The sequence below is a fragment of the Microbacterium sp. NPDC060132 genome (assembly GCF_042729675.1).
Classification (GTDB): Bacteria; Actinomycetota; Actinomycetes; order Actinomycetales; family Microbacteriaceae; genus Microbacterium; species Microbacterium sufflavum.
In genome coordinates this window covers 764,011-783,963 of record NZ_JBHWXU010000001.1, presented here as the reverse complement: position 1 = coordinate 783,963, position 19,953 = coordinate 764,011, and the positions used below count along the sequence as shown (strand labels likewise).

Sequence of the window (19,953 nt, the reverse complement as noted above, 5' to 3'; positions counted from 1 at the left end):
TGTCAAGTCGCATGTAAAATCGAGGTATGGCCACCCGTTCCCGCGACTCCGAACCGCACGACCCCGCCGAGGCGATCGCCCAGGCGCTGTCTCGTCTCCGCGGGCGTCGGCCCGGTCAGCGCGAGCACGGACCGCGCGGACGCGGTGGACCCCACGGCTGGCCCGGCGGAGGTCACGACGGCCCGCACGCCGACGGTGCCCACGAGCACTTCGGCCATCACCGCGGGCACCCCGGGATGCCGCCGTGGATGGCCGACCCCTCCGGACGCCTCGGCGGCCCCGCCCGCATGCGGATGCTCGAGGCGCTGGCCTCGGCGCCCGAACCGCTGAGCGTGAGCGCGCTCGGCCAGGCGATCGGCGTGGATCAGCCCCGCGCGTCGCGCCTCGTGCAGCAGGGCGTGCAGGGCGGCTTCGTGCGTCGTGAGGCCGACCCGGACGACGCGCGCCGCACCCGGATCGCGCTGACCGACGAGGGCCGCCGGCTCGCGCGCGGTCTGCGCGGGGAGAGGAGGGAGCTGCTCACCCAGGCGCTCGCGCCCTTCACCGACGACGAGCGCACCGAACTCGCGCGTCTGCTCACCAAGCTCGCCGACAACTGGCCGCGCTGACGCCGCGACGATTCCTGCTCCGCCGGTCTCGCTCCGCCGGCCTCGCGCCTCCGACCTCGCTCCGCGGGTCTCGCTCCGCGGGTCTCGCTCCGCGACTCAGGCGCGCGCGAAGTCGAGCGAGGGCTCGTCGTCCACCGAGAGGGACAGCACGACCGCCTCGATCGCGTCGTGCGCCTCGATCCGCCGCTCCACCTCGCGCAGCCGACGCGCCACGTCGTGCTCGCGCGCGTCGCCCGACAGGTCGACCTCGGCCACGAGGAACAGCCGGTTCGGCCCCACGTACTCGATGTGCAGGTAGGTCACCCGTTCGATGTCGTCCAGCCCCAGCAGAGCCGTGCCGACCCGCGAGCGCAGGGTGGGGGAGACGCTCGTGCCGACGAGGAATGCGATGTTGCGTCCGATCAGGATCACCGCGACCACCCCGAGCAGCACGCCCACCAGGATCGAGCCGATCGCGTCCCAGGCGGCCACGCCGGTGAGCTGGTGCAGCAGGATCGAGCCGCCCGCGAGGACCAGGCCGACGAGGGCTGCCGAGTCCTCGAAGAACACGGCGCGGAGGGTCGTGTCGCTCGTCTCCAGCACGAAGTCCCACGTGGAGCTGCCGCGCTCGCGCGCCAGGCGGCGGGAGCGGATCATCGCCTGCGTGAACGACGCCCCCTCGAGCACGAACGCGATACCGAGGACGACGTAGGCGACGACCGGGCTCTCCACCGGGCCGGTGTCGGACAGCTCCTGGAGGCCGTGCATGATCGACACGATCGAGCCCGCGGTGAAGATGCCGAACGCGGCGATCAGCGACCACACGAAGGCGTTGCGGCCGTAGCCGAGCGGATGCCGCGCGTCTTTGGTCTTCGCGCCGCGCCGGTCGGCGATCAGCAGGAACACCTCGTTGCCCGCGTCCGCCCAGGAGTGCGCGGCCTCGGCGACCATCGACGCGGACGAGGTGATGACCGCGGCCACCGTCTTCGCGATCGCGACGAGCACGTTGGCGAGGAAGGCGAGCAGCACGGTCACCCCGGTCACGCTACTCCTGCCCCGCGGGGCGGTCGCTGCTCTAGCGCGGAGCCTTCACCGGCAGCAGCAGGAGGAACCCGGCGATCAGCACGATCACGATGCCGAGGATGCCGAAGGCCGTCTGCGCGGTCAGGGCGATCAGCACCGTCCAGGCGGCGGAGGCCATCCAGCTCGCCGCCCGTCCCGTCGTCGCGTAGAGGCCGAAGATCTCGCCCTCGCGGCCGGCCGGGGTGACGCGGGCCAGGAAGGACCGCGCGGCGGCCTGCGCCGGTCCGACGAACGCGCACAGGATGAGTCCGCCCACCCAGAACACGATCGCGCCGGCGTCGCGCAGCAGGAAGACCGCGAGCCCCGCGACGATCATGGCCGCGATCGAGCCGAGGATGATGCGCTTCGGGCCGAGGCGGTCGTCGAGTCGTCCGGCCAGGATCGTCGACACCCCCGCGACGAGGTTCGCCGCGATGCCGAACACGATGATGTCCTGCGTGCCGAACCGGAACACGGCCGTGCCGATGATCGCGCCGAACGCGAAGACGCCGCCCAGGCCGTCGCGGAACACCGCGCTGGCGAGCAGGTACCAGAAGGTCGAGCGGGTCTCCGGGTCGCGGTACAGCCCCACGACGTCCTGCACCAGCAGCACGTACGACCGGAAGAAGCCGACCTTCCGCTCCGGGCGGCCGAGCGACGGTTCCGGCACGTTGAGGAAGATCGGGATGGCGAACACGATCGCCCAGACCGCGCAGCCGACCGCGATCAGGCGGTACGCGAGTCCGTTGTCGGTCGGCATCCCGAACCAGTCGAAGGTGTCGAGCACCACCACGATCACGAGCGCGATGATGCCGCCGAGGTACCCGAAGCCCCAGCCGAGGCCTGAGATGCGTCCGACGTTCTTGGGGTTCGCGATGCCGATCAGCATGGCGTTGGAGTTGACCGCTGCGATCTCGCCGAACACCGACCCGGCGGAGATCAGCGCCACGCCCACCCAGAACAGGGCGGGGACCGGCTCGACGAACCACAGCCCGAACATGCAGAGGATCAGCGCGCCCGTGCCGATGCCCAGCCACAGCTTCTGGCGTCCGGCGGCATCCGCCCGCTGACCGAGCACCGGGGCGAGCAGGAGGATGCCGAAGGCGGCGACCGTGAGGCCGAGACCGAGGCCGGACGCGAGGTCGGCCTCCGCGGCGATCCGTACCGGGTCGTTCTCGTCGAGCGCGGCGACCTCGGGCGGCAGGAACGAGGGGCTTACGAGGTAGAGCGCCGTGAACACGAACGTGAGGATCACCGTGTTGAACGGCTGGGTCGCCCAGTCCCACAGGGCCCACGAGTACACCTGCTTCTTCGGGGCGGGGGTCTCGCCGCGCAGGTCGAGGCCGACCACGGCGACGGCTCCGCTGTTCGCGGTCGCTGCGGGCTCCGGTGCGCCGCTGCGGGAATCGGGTTCGCTCATGCTCGCAGTCTGGCGGGGCCCGGTGAACGCCCGGTGACGGCGCGCCGTGTCCCGCGCGGCACCCCGGCTCGACCCACTCCGCCCGGGTCAGAGGGCGGGGCCGCGGCGGATGCGTACCGGGCCGCGCGCGGAGGCGATGTCGACCGGCTCGCCCTTCTGGGTCACCACGACCTCGTCCCGGTCGGCGAGCGCGGCGGTCACGCGGCGCACCTCGTCCATCCGGTTGCGCCAGGCCTCCCCGCCGACGGCTCTGGCGACGTCGCTCGGGCAGATCGACGACCCCTCCCTCTTGCGGGTGAGGGTGCGGATGGCGGCCGCGATGCGCTCCGCGGACTCCTCGGGCGTCGGCTGCTCCCACCACGGGGCGCCGCGTTCGCCGAGGGCGGTCTTCGCATCGTGCACGCGGCGCCGCGCCTCGGGCTCCGCCGCCTTGACGGCGCGCCGCGCGGCCATCAGCTCGTCGACCAGCTCCTGGCGCAGCTTGTCGGGGATCGCCGGGTCGGTCGCCCGCCACCGGCGTCCGTTCACGACGATGTGGTGGCCATCGGGCGTGCGCTCCGGTGCCGTGGCCGCGTCCGGCTCGTCGGGCTGCTCCATGTCGGCAGTGTGCCGCGGCGGGCCCTCCAACGGCAGACCCTTGACGCGCGGCCCTCCGCGTCGGGTGCGGTCGAAGCGCGACGGACACCGGGTGCGTAGGGTCGAGGGATGGCGGCGAGTGCGGGGCGAGGGGGCGGCACGGTCGTGCTGTTCGAGGGGGCGAGCGACCGGCTCGCGTTCCTCGCCGCGGCGCAGCGCCTCGGCGAGACGCTCGACGACCTCGACCTGGTCGACCTCGACGGCATCACGAACCTCCGTTCCCGGCTCGCGGCCCTCCGCGCGGTCGAGCCTGCCGTGCGGGTGCTCGGCCTCTACGACGCGGCGGAGGGCGCGTACGTGACCCGGGTCCTGCGCGACGACGGCGCGATCGGCGCCACGGGCGTGCCCGCCGATGCGGGGTTCTTCGGCTGCGAGCGCGACCTGGAAGACGAGGTCATCCGTGCCGCCGGGGTTCCGTTGGTGGAGCAGGCGCTGGCGGCGCGGGGCGAGCTCGGGCGGTTCCGCGTGTTCCAGGGGCAGCCGGCGCAGCGGGGCAGGGTCGTGGAGGATCAGCTGCATCGCTTCGCGGGGACGGCCGCGGGCCGCAAGGCGCGGTTCGCCGCGGACATCGTCGGCCTGCTCCCGCTCGACCGGATGCCGCCCGCGCTGTCGGCCCTGCTCGACGCGGTCCGCCCCGCCGCCTGACGCGGGCTCGACGCGGTGCATGCCGCGTGACCCCGACCCGGGCGACTCGCGCTCACTCCGTGCGGAGCGGGCGGAGCGTGCGGGCGTAGTCCTCCTTGAGCACCGCGAGGTGGAGCCAGGCCTCGATCCGGGTCACTCCGGGCAGCGCGCGCAGGCGCTCCAGGCTCGCGTACAGGGCGCCGGCCGAGGGCTCAACGAGTGTCGCGACCGCGTCGAAGCGGCCGAGCGTGCGGGCGGCGAAGTCGACACCGCGACCGCGGCGCAGCTCCTCGATCACGGCCTCGTCGTCGTCGCCGAGGGTCATGCCCACGCCCATCGACAGCTGCCGGTGCGCGAGGCCGCGTGCCTCGACCGCGCTGATCTTGATGACGCCCGCGTCGATGAGCCGCTGCACCCGGGTCGCGACGGCGCTGGGGGAGAGGCGCACCTCTTCGCCGAGCGCGCGGAAGCTCATGCGGCCATCGGCCTGCAGGTGCTCCACGAGGGCTTCGTCGATCGCGTCGAGCGTGACCCCGCCGTGGTACTCCGACACGAAGAACCCCTTGATCACGGTCGAGTAGATGATGGTGTTGATGTCGAGCACGCCTGCGCTGCCGCGGATGCGGGCGAGCAGGTCGTGCAGTTCCGACATCGACCCGACGCGCACCTCGGTCACGATGTCGTGCGCGCCGCCGACGGCCGACACGAGCACGGTCTCGCTCATGTCGCGCAGGTGCTCGGCCACGACCTCGACGGCGCCGTCGGTGCGGATCGACACGTGCGCGAGGACGTGCTGGCCGAGGAAGACCGGGTCCACCGCGGCGACCACGCGCACCGTGCGGTCGGCCAGCAGCGTGCGCAGTCGTGCGGCCACCGCGGCCCTGGACTGCCCGAGGCGCTCGGCCAGGGCGCGGATGCTCGCGCGCCCGTCCTCCTGGAGCGCGCGGATGAGTTCGGCGTCGAAATCCATGGCTGCGTCCCGATCCGTCAGTTTCCCCGGTCTGCACGACGACGCGCGCAGAACCTCAGCGTAACCCCGCGTGCGACCGGCGGGAAGGCCCGCTTTGCGTGCCCAAGGGACCAGAAGTCCAGTGAATCCCCGTTCTCGCTGGAGTTCTGCCCTTGCCGCCGGGTCGTCGCGTCCCTAGCATCGTTCGCTATCCGACACCATCCGCGAAGGAGCGGGTCCATGACCACCACCCCCACCCCCCGAAGCGGCGTCCACAGCCGCGCACGCCGCGCCGGCATCGCCGCCTTCGTCGGCACCACGATCGAGTGGTACGACTTCTACGTCTACGCCACGGCCGCCGCCCTCGTCTTCGGCCCGCTGTTCTTCCCGAGCGACGACCCCCTCGCCGAGACCGCCGCGGCGTTCGCGACGTTCGCGGTCGCCTTCCTCGTCCGTCCCCTCGGCGGCATCGTCTTCGGCCACATCGGCGACAAGCTCGGCCGCCGCGTCTCGCTCGTCATCACCCTGCTGCTGATGGGCGCCGCGACCGTCCTCGTCGGCTGCCTCCCCACCTACGAGAACATCGGCATCCTCGCGCCGATCCTCCTGATCCTGCTGCGCGCCATCCAGGGCCTCGCGGTCGGTGGCGAGTGGGGTGGCGCCGTGCTCATGAGCGTCGAGCACGCCCCGGAGAAGTCGAAGACGTTCTACGGCGGCTTCACCCAGCTCGGCAACCCCGCCGGTGCGCTGCTCGCCTCGGGCATCTTCGCGATCATGGCTCGCGGCGGCGACACGTTCATCATCGACGGCGGCTGGCGCATCCCGTTCCTGCTGTCGATCGTGCTGATCGCCGTCGGCCTGTGGGTCCGCTACCGCGTGGAGGAGTCGCCGGTCTTCGAGGAGAAGATCGAGGGCCGCAAGCAGTCCATGCCCCTCGCCTTCGCGCTGCGCGTCAACTGGAAGCCGATCCTGCTCGGCATCGGCATCCTGCCCATCTCCACGGGCGGCTACTACCTGGCCACGACATTCGCCACCGCCTACGCGACCGGCGAGCCCATCGCGATCAGCGAGCAGGTGATCCTCGACGCCATGACGATCGCCTCGTTCGTGGAGTTCGTGGTCACGCTGCCGGTCGCCTGGCTCGGCGACAAGTGGGGCCGCAAGAACGTGATGTACATCGGCCTGATCACCTCGGTGCTGACGTTCGCGCCGTTCCTGCTGGTGATGCCGGGACGGGTCGAGCCGCTCATCTTCCTGCTCGCCTCGCTGGTGCGCATCGCGATGAGCGCGACCTACGCCCCGATCGCCGCGATCCTCGCGCAGATGTTCCGCCCGCAGGCGCGGTACACCTCGATCGCCCTCTCCTACGGCGTGGGCGCCGCGATCTGGGCCGGCTTCTCGCCCTGGTTCGCGACGCAGCTGATCGCCTGGACCGGCAGCGTCTGGTCGGTGATCGCGATGTTCGTCGGCATGGCCGTGATCGCCGGGATCTGCACGCGCCTCGCGCCGCAGCACTCCGACGAGGCACCGGTCACGGCCTCGTTCACCGCCCGGACCGATACCACGGCGAACCGCCTGCCCTGATCGGCTCCGCTCCCCACCCGCAAGACCCCACCGCGAACAGGCTCCTCATGCGCAAGCTCACCCCCTTCGACCGCTCGGCCCAGGCCGCCCCCGCCCTCGTCACCGCCCGCGCCATCCACACCGCGGACGCGGCGGACACCACCGCGACCGCGATGCTCACCGACCGGGGGCGCATCGTCGCCCTCGGCACGGTCGCGGAGTGCGAGGACGTGGCGGCCAGGGCCGGGCTGACCCCGGAGCGCGTCGAGCTCGGCGACGCGGTCGTGGTGCCCGGGTTCGTCGACGCGCACGCGCACCCGCTCATGTTCGGGCAGATGATGACGTGGGTGGACTGCGGGCCGGAGAAGGCGGGCAGCATCCCCGAGATCGTCGCCCTGCTGAAGGCCGCGGCGGCCGGGCTCCCCGCCGGTCGCCCGGTGCGCGGATACGGCTACGAGCAGCGCAACCTCGCCGAGAAGCGCCACCCCACCCGGTTCGAGCTCGACGAGGTCGCGTCCGATCGGGAGGTGTACCTCATGAACGCCTCGGGTCACGGCGGCGTCGTGAACTCGTACACGCTCGACATCAACGGCGTGGACCGCGACACCCCGAACCCGGACGGCGGGGAGTTCTTCCGCGACGCCGACGGCGAGCTCACCGGGGAGCTGTCCGACGCGGCGTGCAACATCCTGACGGGCGTGCACGGGGTGAAGATCGGCCACCACGGCCCGAACTTCCACCTGGCCGATGAGCCGGAGGAGCACCTGCGGCAGCTCGACGCCGCGACGCAGCGGTTCCTTGCGGGCGGTGTCACCTCGATCGGCGACTGCCAGGTCACGCGCCGCGAGTTCGACATGTACCTGCGGCTCGCGGAGGCCGGGCGGCTGGAGCTGCGCGTGTCGATGTACCTGCTGTCGCATCTGCTCGACGAGGCGCTCGAGATGGGGCTCGTCGGACAGTTCGGCAACGCGCACCTGAGCTTCGCCGGCATCAAGTTCTACGCCGACGGCACCCTCGGCGGCTGGACCGCGTACTTCCCCGACGGCTACGTGGGCGACCCGTGCCGCACGGGCCAGCTGTACCACGAGCCCGCCGACTACGCCGAGCTGATCCGCAAGGCGCACGCCGCGGGGCTCCAGACCGCGACGCACGCGCAGTCGCCCACCGCGATCGAGATGGTCGTGTCGGCGATCGAGGCCGCGCTCGCCGAACGTCCAGATGCGGACGCCCGGCACCGCATCGAGCACTGCGGCCTGCCCACGCCCGAGCAGATCGCGCGCATGGCGACCGCCGGCATCCGTCCCGTCAACCAGACCCAGCACTACTTCAACTGGGGCGAGGGCGTGGAGGAGGCCATCGGCACCCCGGGCGAGCGGTTCAACCCGCTCGGCGAGTTCGAGCGGGCGGGCGTGCCCATGACGATCTCCTCCGACGCCCCGGTCGCCGAGCCGATCCCGCTGGAGGCCATCCAGACGGCGGTCACCCGCGTCACCCGCCGCGGCCACCGACTCGGGCCCGACGACCTGCGCATCTCCGCGCTCGCCGCACTGCGCGCCCACACGATCGAGGGGGCCGTGTCGATCGGGCGGGAAGACGACCTGGGCTCGCTGGAAGTGGGCAAGCTCGCCGACTTCGCGGTGCTCTCGGACGACCCGCTGGCCGTGCCCGCCGAGGAGATCGCGGCCATCGAGGTACGCGAGACCTGGGTCGACGGCGTGCGCCGCCACGTCGCCGCCCGCACCACGGCCGCCGTCTGAACGAGGATACGAGCATGAGCGCCGACGCGAACCCCACCGCCCCGTACGCCGACACGGCGGGCCGCGCGGTGCTGGAGACCATCCGCGGCTACGGGGTGACGGCGGTGTTCGGCATCCCCGGCACCCACAACCTGGAGCTGTACCGCCCCCTGGCCGACCTCGGCATCCGCGCCGTCACCAACCGGCACGAGCAGGGCTCCGGCTACGGCGCCGACGGCTGGGCGCAGCAGACCGGGCTCCCCGGCGTCGTGATCACCACGTCGGGCCCCGGGCTGCAGAACGCCCTGAGCGCGATCGGCACCGCGTTCTGCGAGTCGCGTCCGCTGATCGTGCTGTCGCCCGGGGTGCCGCTCGGCGCGGAGTTCGCCGACGTGGGCACCCTGCACGAGACGAAGGACGCCACGGCCATGGTCGGCGCGATCGCGGAGTGGTCGCGCCGGGTGACCACGGCGGCCGAGGGGGTGGAGGCCGTGCACGACGCCTTCCACCTCTTCCGCACCGGGCGCCCGCGCCCCGTGCACATCGAGATCCCGCTCGACGTGCTGGAGGCCCCGGCCGACGTGCCCGCCGCCGCCCGGGCGCCCCGTCCGATGCCCGAGCGCGTGGCCGGAGACCCGGTCGCGCTCGCCGAGGCCGCCCGGCTGCTGTCGGCCGCGCGCACCCCGGTGATCGTCGCCGGCGGGGGAGCCGTGGACGCGGTGCATCAGGTGACCGCGATCGCCGAACGCCTGGGCGCCCCCGTGCTCACCACCCTGAACGGCAAGGGCGTGCTCGACGAGGGCCACCCGCTGTCGCTCGGCTCGAACCTGCGCCTCGCCGCCGCGCGAGCCGTCGCCGAGGCCGCGGACGTGCTGCTCGTGGTCGGCTCGAAGCTCGGGGAGGCGGAGCTGTGGGCCCCGCGCCTCGAGGCCCGCGGCGCTGTGATCCGCATCGACATCTCCCCGGCGCAGCGCGACAAGAACCTCACCGCGACCGTCGGGATCACGGGCGACGCGGCCGCGGTGACCGATGCCCTGCTGCCGCTGCTGCCCGACACGGCCCCGACGCCGCGCGACCTGTCGGCCGAACGGGCCGCGATCGAGGACGAGTCCCGCGCCACGGCCCCCGAGACGGTGGCGCTCGCGGAGGTGATCGCCGCGGCACTGCCCGACGACGCGATCGTGGCGGGCGACTCGTCGCAGATCGTGTACATGGCGCTGGGCAGCGTGCTGCGACAGGAGCATCCGCACTCCCTGCTCTACACGCCCACCTATGCCACGCTCGGCTACGGGCTGCCGGCCGCGATCGGCGCCGCGGTCGCGCAGACCGAGCGCCCCGTGGTCACGGTGATCGGCGACGGCGCGCTCATGTTCTGCGTGAACGAGCTCGTCACCGCGGTCGAGCAGCGCCTCGACCTCACGGTCGTGTGCGTCGACAACGGCGGTTACGCCGAGATCCGCCAGAACGAGGTCGACCGCGGCATGGCCCCGATCGGCGTGGATCTGGTGCAGCCCGACTGGGCCGCGCTCGCCACCGCGTTCGGCGCGACCGGGCATCGTGTCGAGAGACGCGACGACATCGCCCCGAGCATCCGCGCCGCCATCGCCGCGGGCGGCGTGCAGCTCGTGCACCTGCCGCAGCACGCCCTCTGAGCCCTTCGACACCCCGAACGAACAGGAACGAGAAATGACCGACACCATCGGCCCCGTCGACGCCTCCGTGAACCCGCGGTACTCCGGCATCGCCACCTTCGCCCGCCTGCCCCGCATCGAAGACGTGCCGCGCGCCGACATCGCCGTGGTGGGGATCCCGTTCGACTCCGGTGTGAGCTACCGCCCCGGCACGCGGTTCGGTCCGTCGCACGTGCGGGAGTCGTCGCGTCTGCTGCGCCCGTACAACCCGGCGCAGGACGTGTCGCCCTTCCAGCTCGCGCAGGTCGTCGACGCGGGCGACATCCCCGTGAACCCCTTCGACCTCACCGAGGCCGTGACCGAGGTCGAGCGCGCGGCGACGGCGCTCGGCGAGCAGGTGCAGCGCATCGTGACGATCGGCGGCGACCACACCGTGGCCCTGCCGCTGCTGCGCGCCGTGGCCGCGAAGCACGGGCCGGTCGCGGTGCTGCACTTCGACGCGCACCTCGACACGTGGGACACCTACTTCGGCGCGCCCATCACGCACGGCACGCCCTTCCGCCGCGCGAGCGAGGAGGGGCTGATCGACCTCACCGCCAGCTGCCACGTGGGCACGCGCGGACCCCTCTACTCCAAGCAGGACCTGGAGGACGACGAGCGCCTGGGGTTCTCGATCGTGTCGAGCGAGTACATCGAGGAGCACGGCGTCGAAGCCGCGATCGACCGGATCCTCACGCGCATCGGCGACAAGCCGCTGTACGTGTCGATCGACATCGACGTGCTCGACCCCGCGCACGCCCCCGGCACCGGGACCCCCGAGGCGGGAGGACTCACGAGCCGTGAGCTGCTGCGCATCCTCCGCGCGCTGCGCGACCGTGACATCGTGGGCGCCGACGTCGTGGAGGTGTCGCCCGCCTACGACCACGCGCAGATGACCGGGATCGCCGCGAGCCACGTGGTGTACGAGCTCGTGACGCTGCTGGCCGCCCGCCTGGCCTCCTGACACGACGGGTCAGTACAGCGCCGCGAGCAGGTCGGCGAACAGCTCCTCGGCGTCGCACTCCACGCGGCGCCGCGCGAACCAGTCGCACACGTTCACGCAGTCGCGGTGCAGCAGGTCGAGCCCCTGCGGGTTCGCGATCACGTCCACGATCTGCGGCAGGTCGATCACCCGCACCCGCCCCTGGTGCACGAGCAGGTTGTACGCGGACAGGTCGCCGTGCGCGAAACCCGCCGCGGCGAACACCCGCATGAGGTCGACCACCTGCGCGTAGTGCTCCTGCAGGGTGTCGCGGTCGGCGCGCACCTGCGCGAGGCGCGGGGCTGCGGTGCCGTCGTCATCGCCGAGGAACTCCATGAGCACCTCGGTCCCGCTCACCTGCACGGGGTAGGGCACCGGGGCGCCGAGCTGCCACAGGCGGCACAGCGCCTCGAACTCCGCGAACGACCACTGCGCCGCAGCCACCGCGCGCCCGTGCTCCGACTTGCGGGCCAGGGCCCTGGTGTCGCGGGTGTTCCGGGTGCTGCGGCCCTCCGTGTACACGGCGGAGCGGTGGAAGCTCCGGTTCTCCTCGCCGCGGTAGCGCTTCGCCGCCAGCAGCGTGCGCTGCGCGGGGTCGTCGGGAACGGCGCGTTCGAGCAGGAACACGTCGGCCTCCTTGCCCGTCTTGAGGATGCCGAGCTCGGTGTCGAGCGCGCCCGCCGAGGTCACGACCCACGCGGGCCGCGGCTCGGGGCCGCGTTCGGTCGGGGTGGCGGACGGCCAGGTGGTCCAGCGCTGCCCGTCACCGGGTTCGACGTCGGCGAAGAACAGGGAGGTCTCGAGGGAATCGAAGGGGGAGGCGTCGAAGGACGCGGCTTCCGGGGAAGCGGAGGGATCGGTCACGGTGTGGCTCCGGGAAGGGAGGCCGCACGGCGATCAGGAGCGGGCGGCCTCGAGGGGAAGGTGGTCGGCGAAGGGCGCGACGACGACGGTGTTCATCTCATCGCCTCCTTCCGCTCGGGCTTCCCGGGCGACTCCCGGTGCGACGACGAGCCTACGGGGGTGCGCGGGCGCGTGTCCAGGGTCGGACGATCGGTCGGACGCGGCGGACGACCGGTCGGGCGCGGACGCACGGTCGCCGGGAGGGTGGAAGCATGACCACGACTGCCCCCGTCCCCACCGCGGCGCCCACCCGGGCCGACCGCATCCGCTACGGCGGACTCATCGCGCTCATGATCATGGGCTTCCTGCTCGTGACCGCCGAGTTCCTCCCCAACGGTGTCCTCACCGAGATGGCCGAGGGCCTCGGGGTCACCCCGGGTCAGGCGGGGCAGACGATCACGGTCACGGCGCTGGTGGGACTCGTCGTCGCGCCCACGATCGGGCTGATGTTCCCGCGCCTCGACCGCCGGTCGCTGCTGGTGTGGATGGCGCTCGCCGCGGCCGTGTCGAACCTCGTGGTCGCGATCGCGCCGAACCTGCTGCTCGTGCTCGCCGCCCGGTTCCTGCTGGGCGCGGCGATCAGCGCCTACTGGACCATGTCGATCACGGTCGCCGCACGGCTCGCGGGGCCGGAGCACCTGGGCCGCGGGGTCATGTTCACCTCGGCCGGGGTGTCGCTGGCCACGGTCGCCGGGGTGCCGATCGGCGTGATGCTCAGCGAGGTCGTCGACTGGCGGATGGTGTTCGCGCTCGCGGGAGTGCTGATGGTGGTGCTCGCGGTCGCACTGCGCTGGGCGCTGCCGTCGGTCCCGGCCGAGCGGGCGTCGAGCCTGCGGCTGCTCGTCGACACGGTCCGCCGCCCCGGTATCGGGCTGGGCATGGTCGGGCACGTCCTCGTGGTGCTCGGGCACTTCCTCGCCTACACGTACGTGCGGCTGGCGCTCGAGCGCATCCCCGACGTCGACGCCTCGACCATCGTGGTGCTGCTGGCGCTGTTCGGCGTCGGCGGTCTCCTCGGCAACATCTCGATCGGGCTGGTGATCGACCGGTCGTTCGCGTTCTTCGCCGTGTTCGCGCCGCTCGTGATCGCCGCCGCGGTCATCTCGATGATCCTCTTCTCCGGGTCGATCATCGGCGTCGGCGTGGTCGTGCTCGTCTGGGGCTTCGTCTTCTCGTCGTGGCTGATCGTGATCAACACGTGGGTCGGGCACCGCATGCCGGATCGCCTGGAGGCGGGCGGCAGCCTCGTGGTCGTCGGGTTCCAGGGTGCGATCACTCTCGCCGCGGGTCTGGGCGGGCTGCTCGTCGACACGCTGAGCGTGGAGCTCGCCTACGTGATCGGCGCGGTGTCGCTGCTCGCGGGCGCGGTGCTGTTCGGCCTGTCGAACCGGCTCAGCACGCGGGGCTGACGGGCCACAGGGCGGCGCCGCCTCCCGCGCGGTTCACAACTCCGCAGTTTCCCGGCGATGTGTCGCCTGCCCGTAGCCCGAGCAGTCGCATCGCCGCGGATCTGCGGAGTCGTGGGCAGGCCGCCATCGAGATCGGGCTGAGACGCGATCGGTCACCGGGACGTCGGCGGCGGGGGTCGAGGCTCAGACCAGGGCGGGAGTGCGGGCGGCGGAACGCCAGGACGACGGGGTCATACCCGTGCGGCGGCGGAACGCGCGGCTGAAGCCCTCGTCGGACGCGTAGCCGAGCTCGCGCGACACGTCCGACACGGAGCGCCCGGCGTCGAGCAGGCGCTTGGCCGCGTCGATGCGCACCTCCGTGACGTAGTCGGCGGGGGAGCGGCCGACCGCGACGCGGAACCGCTCGGCGAAGGTGGAGCGCGACATGGCTCCGATGGCCGCGAGGCGCTCGACCGTCCAGTCGCGTCCCGGCTCCTCGTGGATGGCGTCGACCACGCGGTCGAGGAACGGGTCGTTGGACAGCGAGGGCCAGCCCGCGGGCGCGCAGCCGTTGGCGGCCCAGGCGCGGATGACCGACATCAGCACGGTCTTCGCCATCATGCGGCAGATCACGGGGTCGCCCTGCCGGGCGGGGGAGGCCGTGGGGTCGACGAGGCCCATGTTCTCGGCGAGCGCGGCGGCCGCGGGCTCGAGCGCGTCGAATCCGGTGACGGTGAGGAACGGCGGCAGGAGGGCGGGCAGCGGGGAGGTCGCGTCGGCGAACTCCAGGTCGACCACCATGAGCGTGGTGTCGCGGTCGGCTTCCAGCACGAACGCGGTCCGGCCGAGGGTGAGGAACGCGTCACCGGCGACCAGGTGGTCGCGGCGCTCGCGGGTCTCGAGGGTGAGGCGGCGGGAGTCGGGGTCGACGCCGAGGCGGCAGCCGTCGCCGAGGGGCGGATGCCCCTGCACGCTGCCCGATGCGAGGTAGACGAGCGTCGTGGGCCCGGCCGGGATCGGGAGCAGCCCTCCGGCGGCGAGCGGGATGCGCCGCGCCACGCCGACCCGCAGCTCCACGGCGTCGAGCACGTGCGAGAGCGCGTCCGCGTCCACTGTCACCATGCCTTCGGCAACGCCCCTCCCTCGTCCGGTATTCCGGTGGGAACGGCGGGTGCTGCGATTCGGCGCCCGCGGACGGCGCGGATACTCTGGAGGGGTACCCCACCCGAGGAGTCCCGTGTTCCGCACCCCTGGCCGTCTGTACCGTGTCCTGGCGATCGCGGAGGCGATCACCTGGACGATCCTGATCGCCGCGATCATCGCCAGGGCGGTCGGCGCCCCCGGGGTCGTGGTCACGGTCGGCGGCGGCATCCACGGCTTCGTGTTCCTCGCCTATGCCGCCACCGCCGTCCTGGTCGCGCTCAATCAGCGCTGGCACCCGGGCGTCGGCGTACTGGCGGTGGCGAGCGCCGTGATCCCCTACGCCACCATCCCGATGGAGATCTGGCTGCACCGCTCCGATCGGCTGCGCGGCGACTGGCGGCTCGACCCCACCGACGACCCCCGCGACCGCCGCTGGTACGACCGGCTGATGCGCTGGTTCCTCCGCCGCCCGTGGGTGCTCGCGGTGCTGCTGGTCGTGGGCATCGTCGCGCTCTACGTGATCCTGCTGCTGATCGGTCCTCCCGGCGGCAAGTGAGCCGGATCCGGACTGGTTCCGGATCCTCTCCCTCCGGCCCCATGGGGGTCCGGACACTCCGTCGACCCCGGCGATACAAAGTTGAGCCGAGCCATATCAAGTTTGTTTGACACGGTCGCGGGCCGGGAGTACACTTGAGCCATCGCGACTCAGGTTTCCCTGATCGCCGCAGGTTTTCCGAACCACAACAGACTTCCCAACAAAGGAGAGAACACATGGCACGTGCTGTCGGTATCGACCTCGGAACCACCAACTCCGTCGTCAGCGTCCTCGAGGGCGGCGAGCCCAAGGTCATCGCCAATGCCGAAGGCTTCCGCACGACCCCCTCGGTCGTGGCCTTCACCAAGGATGGGGAGGTGCTCGTCGGCGAGACCGCGAAGCGCCAGGCCGTCACCAACGTCGACCGGACCATCGCCTCGGTCAAGCGCCACATGGGCACGGACTGGACCTTCGAGGTCGACGGCAAGAAGTGGACGCCGCAGGAGATCTCCGCGCGCATCCTCCAGAAGCTCAAGCGCGACGCCGAGTCGTACCTGGGCGACACCGTGACCGACGCGGTCATCACCGTCCCCGCGTACTTCAACGACGCCGAGCGCCAGGCCACCAAGGAGGCCGGTGAGATCGCGGGCCTCAACGTGCTCCGCATCATCAACGAGCCGACCGCGGCGGCCCTCGCCTACGGCCTCGACAAGGGTAAGGAAGACGAGCTCATCCTCGTCTTCGACCTCGGTGGCGGAACGTTCGACGTCTCCCTCCTCGAGGTGGGCAAGGACGACGACTTCTCCACGATCCAGGTGCGCGCCACCGCCGGGGACAACCGCCTCGGTGGAGACGACTGGGACCAGCGCCTCGTCGACTACCTGATCAAGCAGTTCAAGGAGACCACGGGCGTCGACGTCTCGGGCGACAAGATCGCGCTGCAGCGCCTCAAGGAGGCCGCGGAGCAGGCCAAGAAGGAGCTCTCCAGCTCCACCTCGACCAGCATCAACCTGCCGTACCTGTCGCTGACCGAGTCCGGCCCGGTGTCGCTGAGCGAGACCATCACCCGCGCGAAGTTCGAGGACCTCACGAAGGACCTGCTCGACCGCACCAAGAAGCCGTTCGAGGACGTGATCCGCGAGGCCGGCATCAAGGTGTCCGACATCGACCACATCGTGCTCGTGGGTGGATCGACCCGCATGCCCGCCGTCGCCGAGCTCGTCAAGCGCGAGACCGGCAAGGAGGCCAACAAGGGCGTGAACCCCGACGAGGTCGTGGCCGTCGGTGCGGCTCTGCAGGCCGGTGTGCTGAAGGGCGAGCGCAAGGACGTCCTGCTCATCGACGTGACCCCGCTCTCCCTCGGCATCGAGACCAAGGGCGGCATGATGACCAAGCTCATCGAGCGCAACACGGCCATCCCGACGAAGCGCAGCGAGACCTTCACCACGGCCGACGACAACCAGCCGTCCGTCGCGATCCAGGTCTTCCAGGGCGAGCGCGACTTCACGCGCGACAACAAGCCGCTCGGCACGTTCGAGCTGACCGGCATCGCCCCGGCGCCCCGCGGCATCCCGCAGATCGAGGTCACGTTCGACATCGACGCCAACGGCATCGTGCACGTGTCCGCGAAGGACAAGGGCACCGGCACCGAGAAGTCGATCGTCATCTCCGGCGGCTCGTCGCTGTCGAAGGAAGACATCGAGCGCATGGTGCGCGAGGCCGAGGAGCACGCCGCCGAGGATAAGGCGCGCCGTGAGGCCGCCGAGACCCGCAACCAGGCCGAGACCCTGGCGTACTCCATCGAGAAGCTGATCTCCGAGAACGAGGACAAGCTCCCCGACGACGTCAAGACCGAGGTCAAGGGCGATGTCGATGCCCTCAAGACGGCCCTGGCCGGCGACGACGACGAGGCCGTGAAGACCGCGTTCGAGAAGCTCAACCAGTCGCAGTCCAAGCTCGGCGAGGCGATCTACGCCTCCTCGCAGGCGGATGCCGCCGCCAGCGCTTCGGCTGACGGCGAGGCCCCGGCCGGTGACGCCCCCTCCTCCGAGGAAGACGTCATCGACGCCGAGGTCGTCGACGACGAGGACGAGAAGAAGTAACCATGACCGACAAGAACTTCGACGAGAACCAGAATCCTGAGTCCGCCGAAGGTCGCAGCGAGGGGTCGGACGCTCAGGCGTCCGGCCCCGCGCCGCAGAACCCGGACTCCCGCGAGGCGCAGGCCGCCGAAGGGTCGGACGAGACGCCGGTCGACGGCGCCCCCGACGACCTGACGGTGGACGACATCCTGGGCGCGACGCAGACCGGCGAGGCCGCGGCGGAAGACGCCGTGCTCGCCGACCTCGAGTCGACGCTGCTGAACGACCTCAAGCGCCTGCAGGCCGAGTACGCCAACTACCGCCGCCGCACCGAGGAACAGCGCCAGATCGAGATCGAGCGCGCCAAGGGCGAGGCCGCCAAGGGCCTCATCCCCGTGCTCGACGACCTGGGCCGCGCCGAACAGCACGGCGACCTGGTGGAGGGCACCCCCTTCGCCGTGATCGCCGACAAGGTGCGCGCCGTGGTGGAGCGTCTCGGAGTCGTGGCCTACGGCGACAAGGGCGAGGAATTCGACCCGCAGCGCCACGAGGCCATCTTCCAGCAGCCGACCCCCGGCGTCGAGAAGGCCACGGTGCTCGAGGTCGTCGAGGTGGGGTACCGCCTGGGCGACGTCGAGCTGCGTCCCGCGAAGGTCGTCGTCGCCGTCCCTGCGGAGTAGGTGATCGATGGCCAGCCAGGATTGGTTCGACAAGGACTTCTACAAGACCCTCGGGGTCACGAAGGACGTCAGCGACGCTGACCTCAAGAAGACGTACCGCAAGCTCGCGCGCAAGTATCACCCCGACTCCAATCAGGGCGATGCGAAGGCCGAGGCCAAGTTCAAGGAGATCAGCGAGGCCTACTCGGTGCTCTCCGACCCCGAGCAGCGCAAGGAGTACGACGAGATCCGCGCCATGGGCTCGGGCGCCCGCTTCACGGCCAGCGGCTCCGGGGCGGGCGGGTTCGAAGACGTCTTCAGCCGGTTCGGACAGCAGGGGCGAGGCCAGAGCGCCGACTTCGAGGACATCTTCGCGATGTTCAACCAGGGGCAGGGCAGCGGCTTCGGCGGCGGCCGGTTCGGTCAGCCGAGCGGCGGGTTCCGCGGCTTCGGCGGACCGCAGCGCGGCGCCGACGTGACCGCCCGCACCACGCTCGACTTCACCACTGCCGTGCAGGGTGAGACCATCACGCTGCAGGGTGAGGACGGCAAGCCGTTCAAGGTGAAGATCCCCGCGGGCGTCGCCGACGGGCAGAAGATCCGGCTGCGTGGCCGGGGTCGTCCGTCGCCGGACGGCGGAGAGAGCGGTGACATCGTGGTGCAGATCACGGTGCGACCGCACCCCGTGTTCACGCGCGACGGCCTCAACCTCCGCGTGGTCGTGCCGGTCACGTTCACCGAGGCCACGCTCGGTGCCACCATCGAGGTGCCGACGCTCGGCGGCGACGTGGTCAAGCTGCGCGTCGCCCCTGGCACTCCGTCCGGGCGCGTGCTGCGCGTCAAGGGCCGCGGTGTCGCGACCTCCAAGGGCACGGGCGACCTGCTCGCCGAGCTCCAGGTCGCGGTGCCGACGCACCTCGACGACGCCGCGCGTGAGGCGCTGGAGAAGTTCCAGCAGCTGGAGCCGCAGGAGAACCCGCGGGCGGAGTTGATGGCGAAGGCCCGCCGATGAGTGCGAACGCCGAGGGACGGGGGTGGAGTGCGTGATGGACGCCGACACCCCCGTCTTCGCGATCGCCGCGGCCGCCGAGCTGTCGGGCCTGCACCCGCAGACCCTCCGCCAGTACGACCGCATCGGGCTCGTGGTGCCCGGCCGCACGCCGGGCGGCTCCCGGCGGTATTCGTCGCGGAACATCGAGCAGCTGCGGGAGGTCGCGCAGCTCTCCTCCGAGGGGATGAGCCTGCCCGCGATCGCCAAGCTCCTCGACCTGGAGGACGAGAACCGGATGCTGCGCGGGCGCGTCGTCGCGCTCGAGGCCGCGCTGCGCGCCGAGCGGGAGAACCGCCCGGGCGTGCGGGTGTTCGCGGCCGGCTCGTCCGGCGTGGTCCCGATGCCCGGTGGACGACGGCTGCGTCGCTCGACCGAGCTGGTGCTGTGGCACCCGCGCGGCTCGGCGTGACCTGCGCCCGACACGTTCAGGGGATGGAAAGCCGCTGTTTCTAGCGTGGAGGCAGGGAACCCCGTGGTCCGCGCCGCGCGCGGGTGTCCTGCCACGACGGAAGAACTCCTCATGACGAACACCACTGCCCACCGCCCCGCCCCCTCGCTGGGACTCCTGATCCTCCGGGTCGTCACCGGTGCGATCTTCGCCGCCCACGGCGCCCAGAAGATCTTCGAGTACACGATCCCCGGAACCATCGGCAGCTTCGCCGGCATGGGTGTGCCGTTCGCGGAGATCGCCGCGCCCGTGGTCTCCTTCGTCGAGCTGATCGGCGGCATCCTGCTGATGCTCGGGCTGTTCACCCGCCCGGTCGGCGTGGTGCTCGCGATCGACATGCTGGTCGCGCTCGTGCTCGTGCACCTGCCCGCCGGTCTCTGGGTGGGCGAGGGCGGCTACGAGTTCGTGGCCGTGCTGGGCGCGGCCGCTCTGGCCCTCGCGCTCACCGGTGCCGGGCGCTTCTCGATCGACGGGGCCGTGCTGCGGGGCCGAGCTCCCGCCTGGCTCGCCTGACCG

19 protein-coding genes are annotated in these 19,953 nt (G+C 71.7%); 13 read left to right on the top strand and 6 right to left on the bottom strand.

The window, feature by feature from the left end; translation table 11 throughout:
• Positions 1–26 precede the first annotated feature (26 nt).
• Positions 27–608 carry a MarR family winged helix-turn-helix transcriptional regulator gene (locus tag ACFWCH_RS03930; RefSeq protein ID WP_240745364.1) on the top strand — a complete coding sequence of 194 codons (582 nt, stop codon included), beginning with the start codon at positions 27–29 and terminating at the stop codon, positions 606–608.
• A gap of 96 nt (positions 609–704) precedes the next feature.
• On the opposite strand, the gene ACFWCH_RS03925 is transcribed toward ACFWCH_RS03930, so the two are convergent.
• From ACFWCH_RS03925 to ACFWCH_RS03915, 3 genes are all read right to left on the bottom strand, one after another.
• Entirely contained in the window at positions 705–1,622 is a 918-nt protein-coding gene (locus ACFWCH_RS03925; protein ID WP_378803838.1) for a cation diffusion facilitator family transporter, read from the bottom strand.
• A 40-nt stretch (positions 1,623–1,662) separates the two neighbouring features.
• On the bottom strand, positions 1,663–3,069 hold the full coding sequence (locus ACFWCH_RS03920) for an MFS transporter (protein ID WP_378802961.1): 1,407 nt from the start codon (positions 3,067–3,069) through the stop codon (positions 1,663–1,665).
• 87 nt (positions 3,070–3,156) lie between these two features.
• Positions 3,157–3,666, bottom strand: coding sequence for a DUF3253 domain-containing protein (locus ACFWCH_RS03915; RefSeq protein ID WP_136028721.1), 510 nt, complete (start codon positions 3,664–3,666; stop codon positions 3,157–3,159).
• Between the two features lie 108 nt (positions 3,667–3,774).
• Between ACFWCH_RS03915 and ACFWCH_RS03910 the strand changes: the two genes are divergently transcribed.
• Positions 3,775–4,350: an ATP-dependent endonuclease gene (locus tag ACFWCH_RS03910; RefSeq protein WP_378802960.1), complete on the top strand. Its 576-nt coding sequence runs from the start codon at positions 3,775–3,777 to the stop codon at positions 4,348–4,350.
• A 52-nt stretch (positions 4,351–4,402) separates the two neighbouring features.
• Here the strand turns inward: ACFWCH_RS03910 and ACFWCH_RS03905 are convergent, their stop codons facing one another.
• The gene (locus ACFWCH_RS03905; RefSeq protein ID WP_136028719.1) at positions 4,403–5,299 is read right to left on the bottom strand and encodes an Lrp/AsnC family transcriptional regulator; all 897 of its coding nucleotides are present in this window, start codon (positions 5,297–5,299) and stop codon (positions 4,403–4,405) included.
• Positions 5,300–5,518: 219 nt separating this feature from the next.
• Here ACFWCH_RS03905 and ACFWCH_RS03900 point away from each other — a divergent pair, with 219 nt between their 5' ends.
• The 4 genes from ACFWCH_RS03900 to speB are packed head-to-tail and all read left to right on the top strand — an operon-like array spanning position 5,519 to position 11,211.
• Complete coding sequence (locus ACFWCH_RS03900; protein WP_136028718.1) at positions 5,519–6,862, top strand: MFS transporter; 1,344 nt, start codon at positions 5,519–5,521, stop codon at positions 6,860–6,862.
• Positions 6,863–6,909: 47 nt separating this feature from the next.
• The gene (locus ACFWCH_RS03895) at positions 6,910–8,598 is read left to right on the top strand and encodes an amidohydrolase (protein WP_136028717.1); all 1,689 of its coding nucleotides are present in this window, start codon (positions 6,910–6,912) and stop codon (positions 8,596–8,598) included.
• A 14-nt stretch (positions 8,599–8,612) separates the two neighbouring features.
• The gene (locus ACFWCH_RS03890) at positions 8,613–10,229 is read left to right on the top strand and encodes a thiamine pyrophosphate-binding protein (protein WP_378802959.1); all 1,617 of its coding nucleotides are present in this window, start codon (positions 8,613–8,615) and stop codon (positions 10,227–10,229) included.
• 34 nt (positions 10,230–10,263) lie between these two features.
• Positions 10,264–11,211: an agmatinase gene (gene speB / locus ACFWCH_RS03885; RefSeq protein ID WP_136028715.1), complete on the top strand. Its 948-nt coding sequence runs from the start codon at positions 10,264–10,266 to the stop codon at positions 11,209–11,211.
• A 9-nt stretch (positions 11,212–11,220) separates the two neighbouring features.
• Here the strand turns inward: speB and ACFWCH_RS03880 are convergent, their stop codons facing one another.
• On the bottom strand, positions 11,221–12,093 hold the full coding sequence (locus ACFWCH_RS03880; RefSeq protein WP_378802958.1) for a serine protein kinase RIO: 873 nt from the start codon (positions 12,091–12,093) through the stop codon (positions 11,221–11,223).
• A 251-nt stretch (positions 12,094–12,344) separates the two neighbouring features.
• Here ACFWCH_RS03880 and ACFWCH_RS03875 point away from each other — a divergent pair, with 251 nt between their 5' ends.
• Positions 12,345–13,541, top strand: coding sequence for an MFS transporter (locus tag ACFWCH_RS03875; protein WP_378802957.1), 1,197 nt, complete (start codon positions 12,345–12,347; stop codon positions 13,539–13,541).
• A 183-nt stretch (positions 13,542–13,724) separates the two neighbouring features.
• Here ACFWCH_RS03875 and ACFWCH_RS03870 read toward each other — a convergent pair whose 3' ends face one another.
• Positions 13,725–14,642 carry a helix-turn-helix domain-containing protein gene (locus ACFWCH_RS03870; protein WP_378802956.1) on the bottom strand — a complete coding sequence of 306 codons (918 nt, stop codon included), beginning with the start codon at positions 14,640–14,642 and terminating at the stop codon, positions 13,725–13,727.
• Between the two features lie 115 nt (positions 14,643–14,757).
• Here ACFWCH_RS03870 and ACFWCH_RS03865 point away from each other — a divergent pair, with 115 nt between their 5' ends.
• The 6 genes from ACFWCH_RS03865 (at position 14,758) to ACFWCH_RS03840 (ending at position 19,950) form a co-directional block, all read left to right on the top strand.
• Positions 14,758–15,219: a DUF3817 domain-containing protein gene (locus tag ACFWCH_RS03865; RefSeq protein WP_247637923.1), complete on the top strand. Its 462-nt coding sequence runs from the start codon at positions 14,758–14,760 to the stop codon at positions 15,217–15,219.
• Positions 15,220–15,434: 215 nt separating this feature from the next.
• The gene (dnaK, locus tag ACFWCH_RS03860) at positions 15,435–17,300 is read left to right on the top strand and encodes a molecular chaperone DnaK (protein ID WP_378802955.1); all 1,866 of its coding nucleotides are present in this window, start codon (positions 15,435–15,437) and stop codon (positions 17,298–17,300) included.
• Between the two features lie 2 nt (positions 17,301–17,302).
• Complete coding sequence (locus ACFWCH_RS03855) at positions 17,303–17,959, top strand: nucleotide exchange factor GrpE (RefSeq protein ID WP_136028706.1); 657 nt, start codon at positions 17,303–17,305, stop codon at positions 17,957–17,959.
• A gap of 7 nt (positions 17,960–17,966) precedes the next feature.
• The gene (locus tag ACFWCH_RS03850) at positions 17,967–18,950 is read left to right on the top strand and encodes a DnaJ C-terminal domain-containing protein (RefSeq protein ID WP_136028705.1); all 984 of its coding nucleotides are present in this window, start codon (positions 17,967–17,969) and stop codon (positions 18,948–18,950) included.
• Between the two features lie 34 nt (positions 18,951–18,984).
• Positions 18,985–19,398, top strand: a complete 414-nt coding sequence (locus ACFWCH_RS03845) for a heat shock protein transcriptional repressor HspR (protein ID WP_136028704.1) — start codon at positions 18,985–18,987, stop codon at positions 19,396–19,398.
• A 111-nt stretch (positions 19,399–19,509) separates the two neighbouring features.
• Entirely contained in the window at positions 19,510–19,950 is a 441-nt protein-coding gene (locus tag ACFWCH_RS03840) for a DoxX family protein (RefSeq protein ID WP_378802954.1), read from the top strand.
• Positions 19,951–19,953 lie beyond the last annotated feature (3 nt).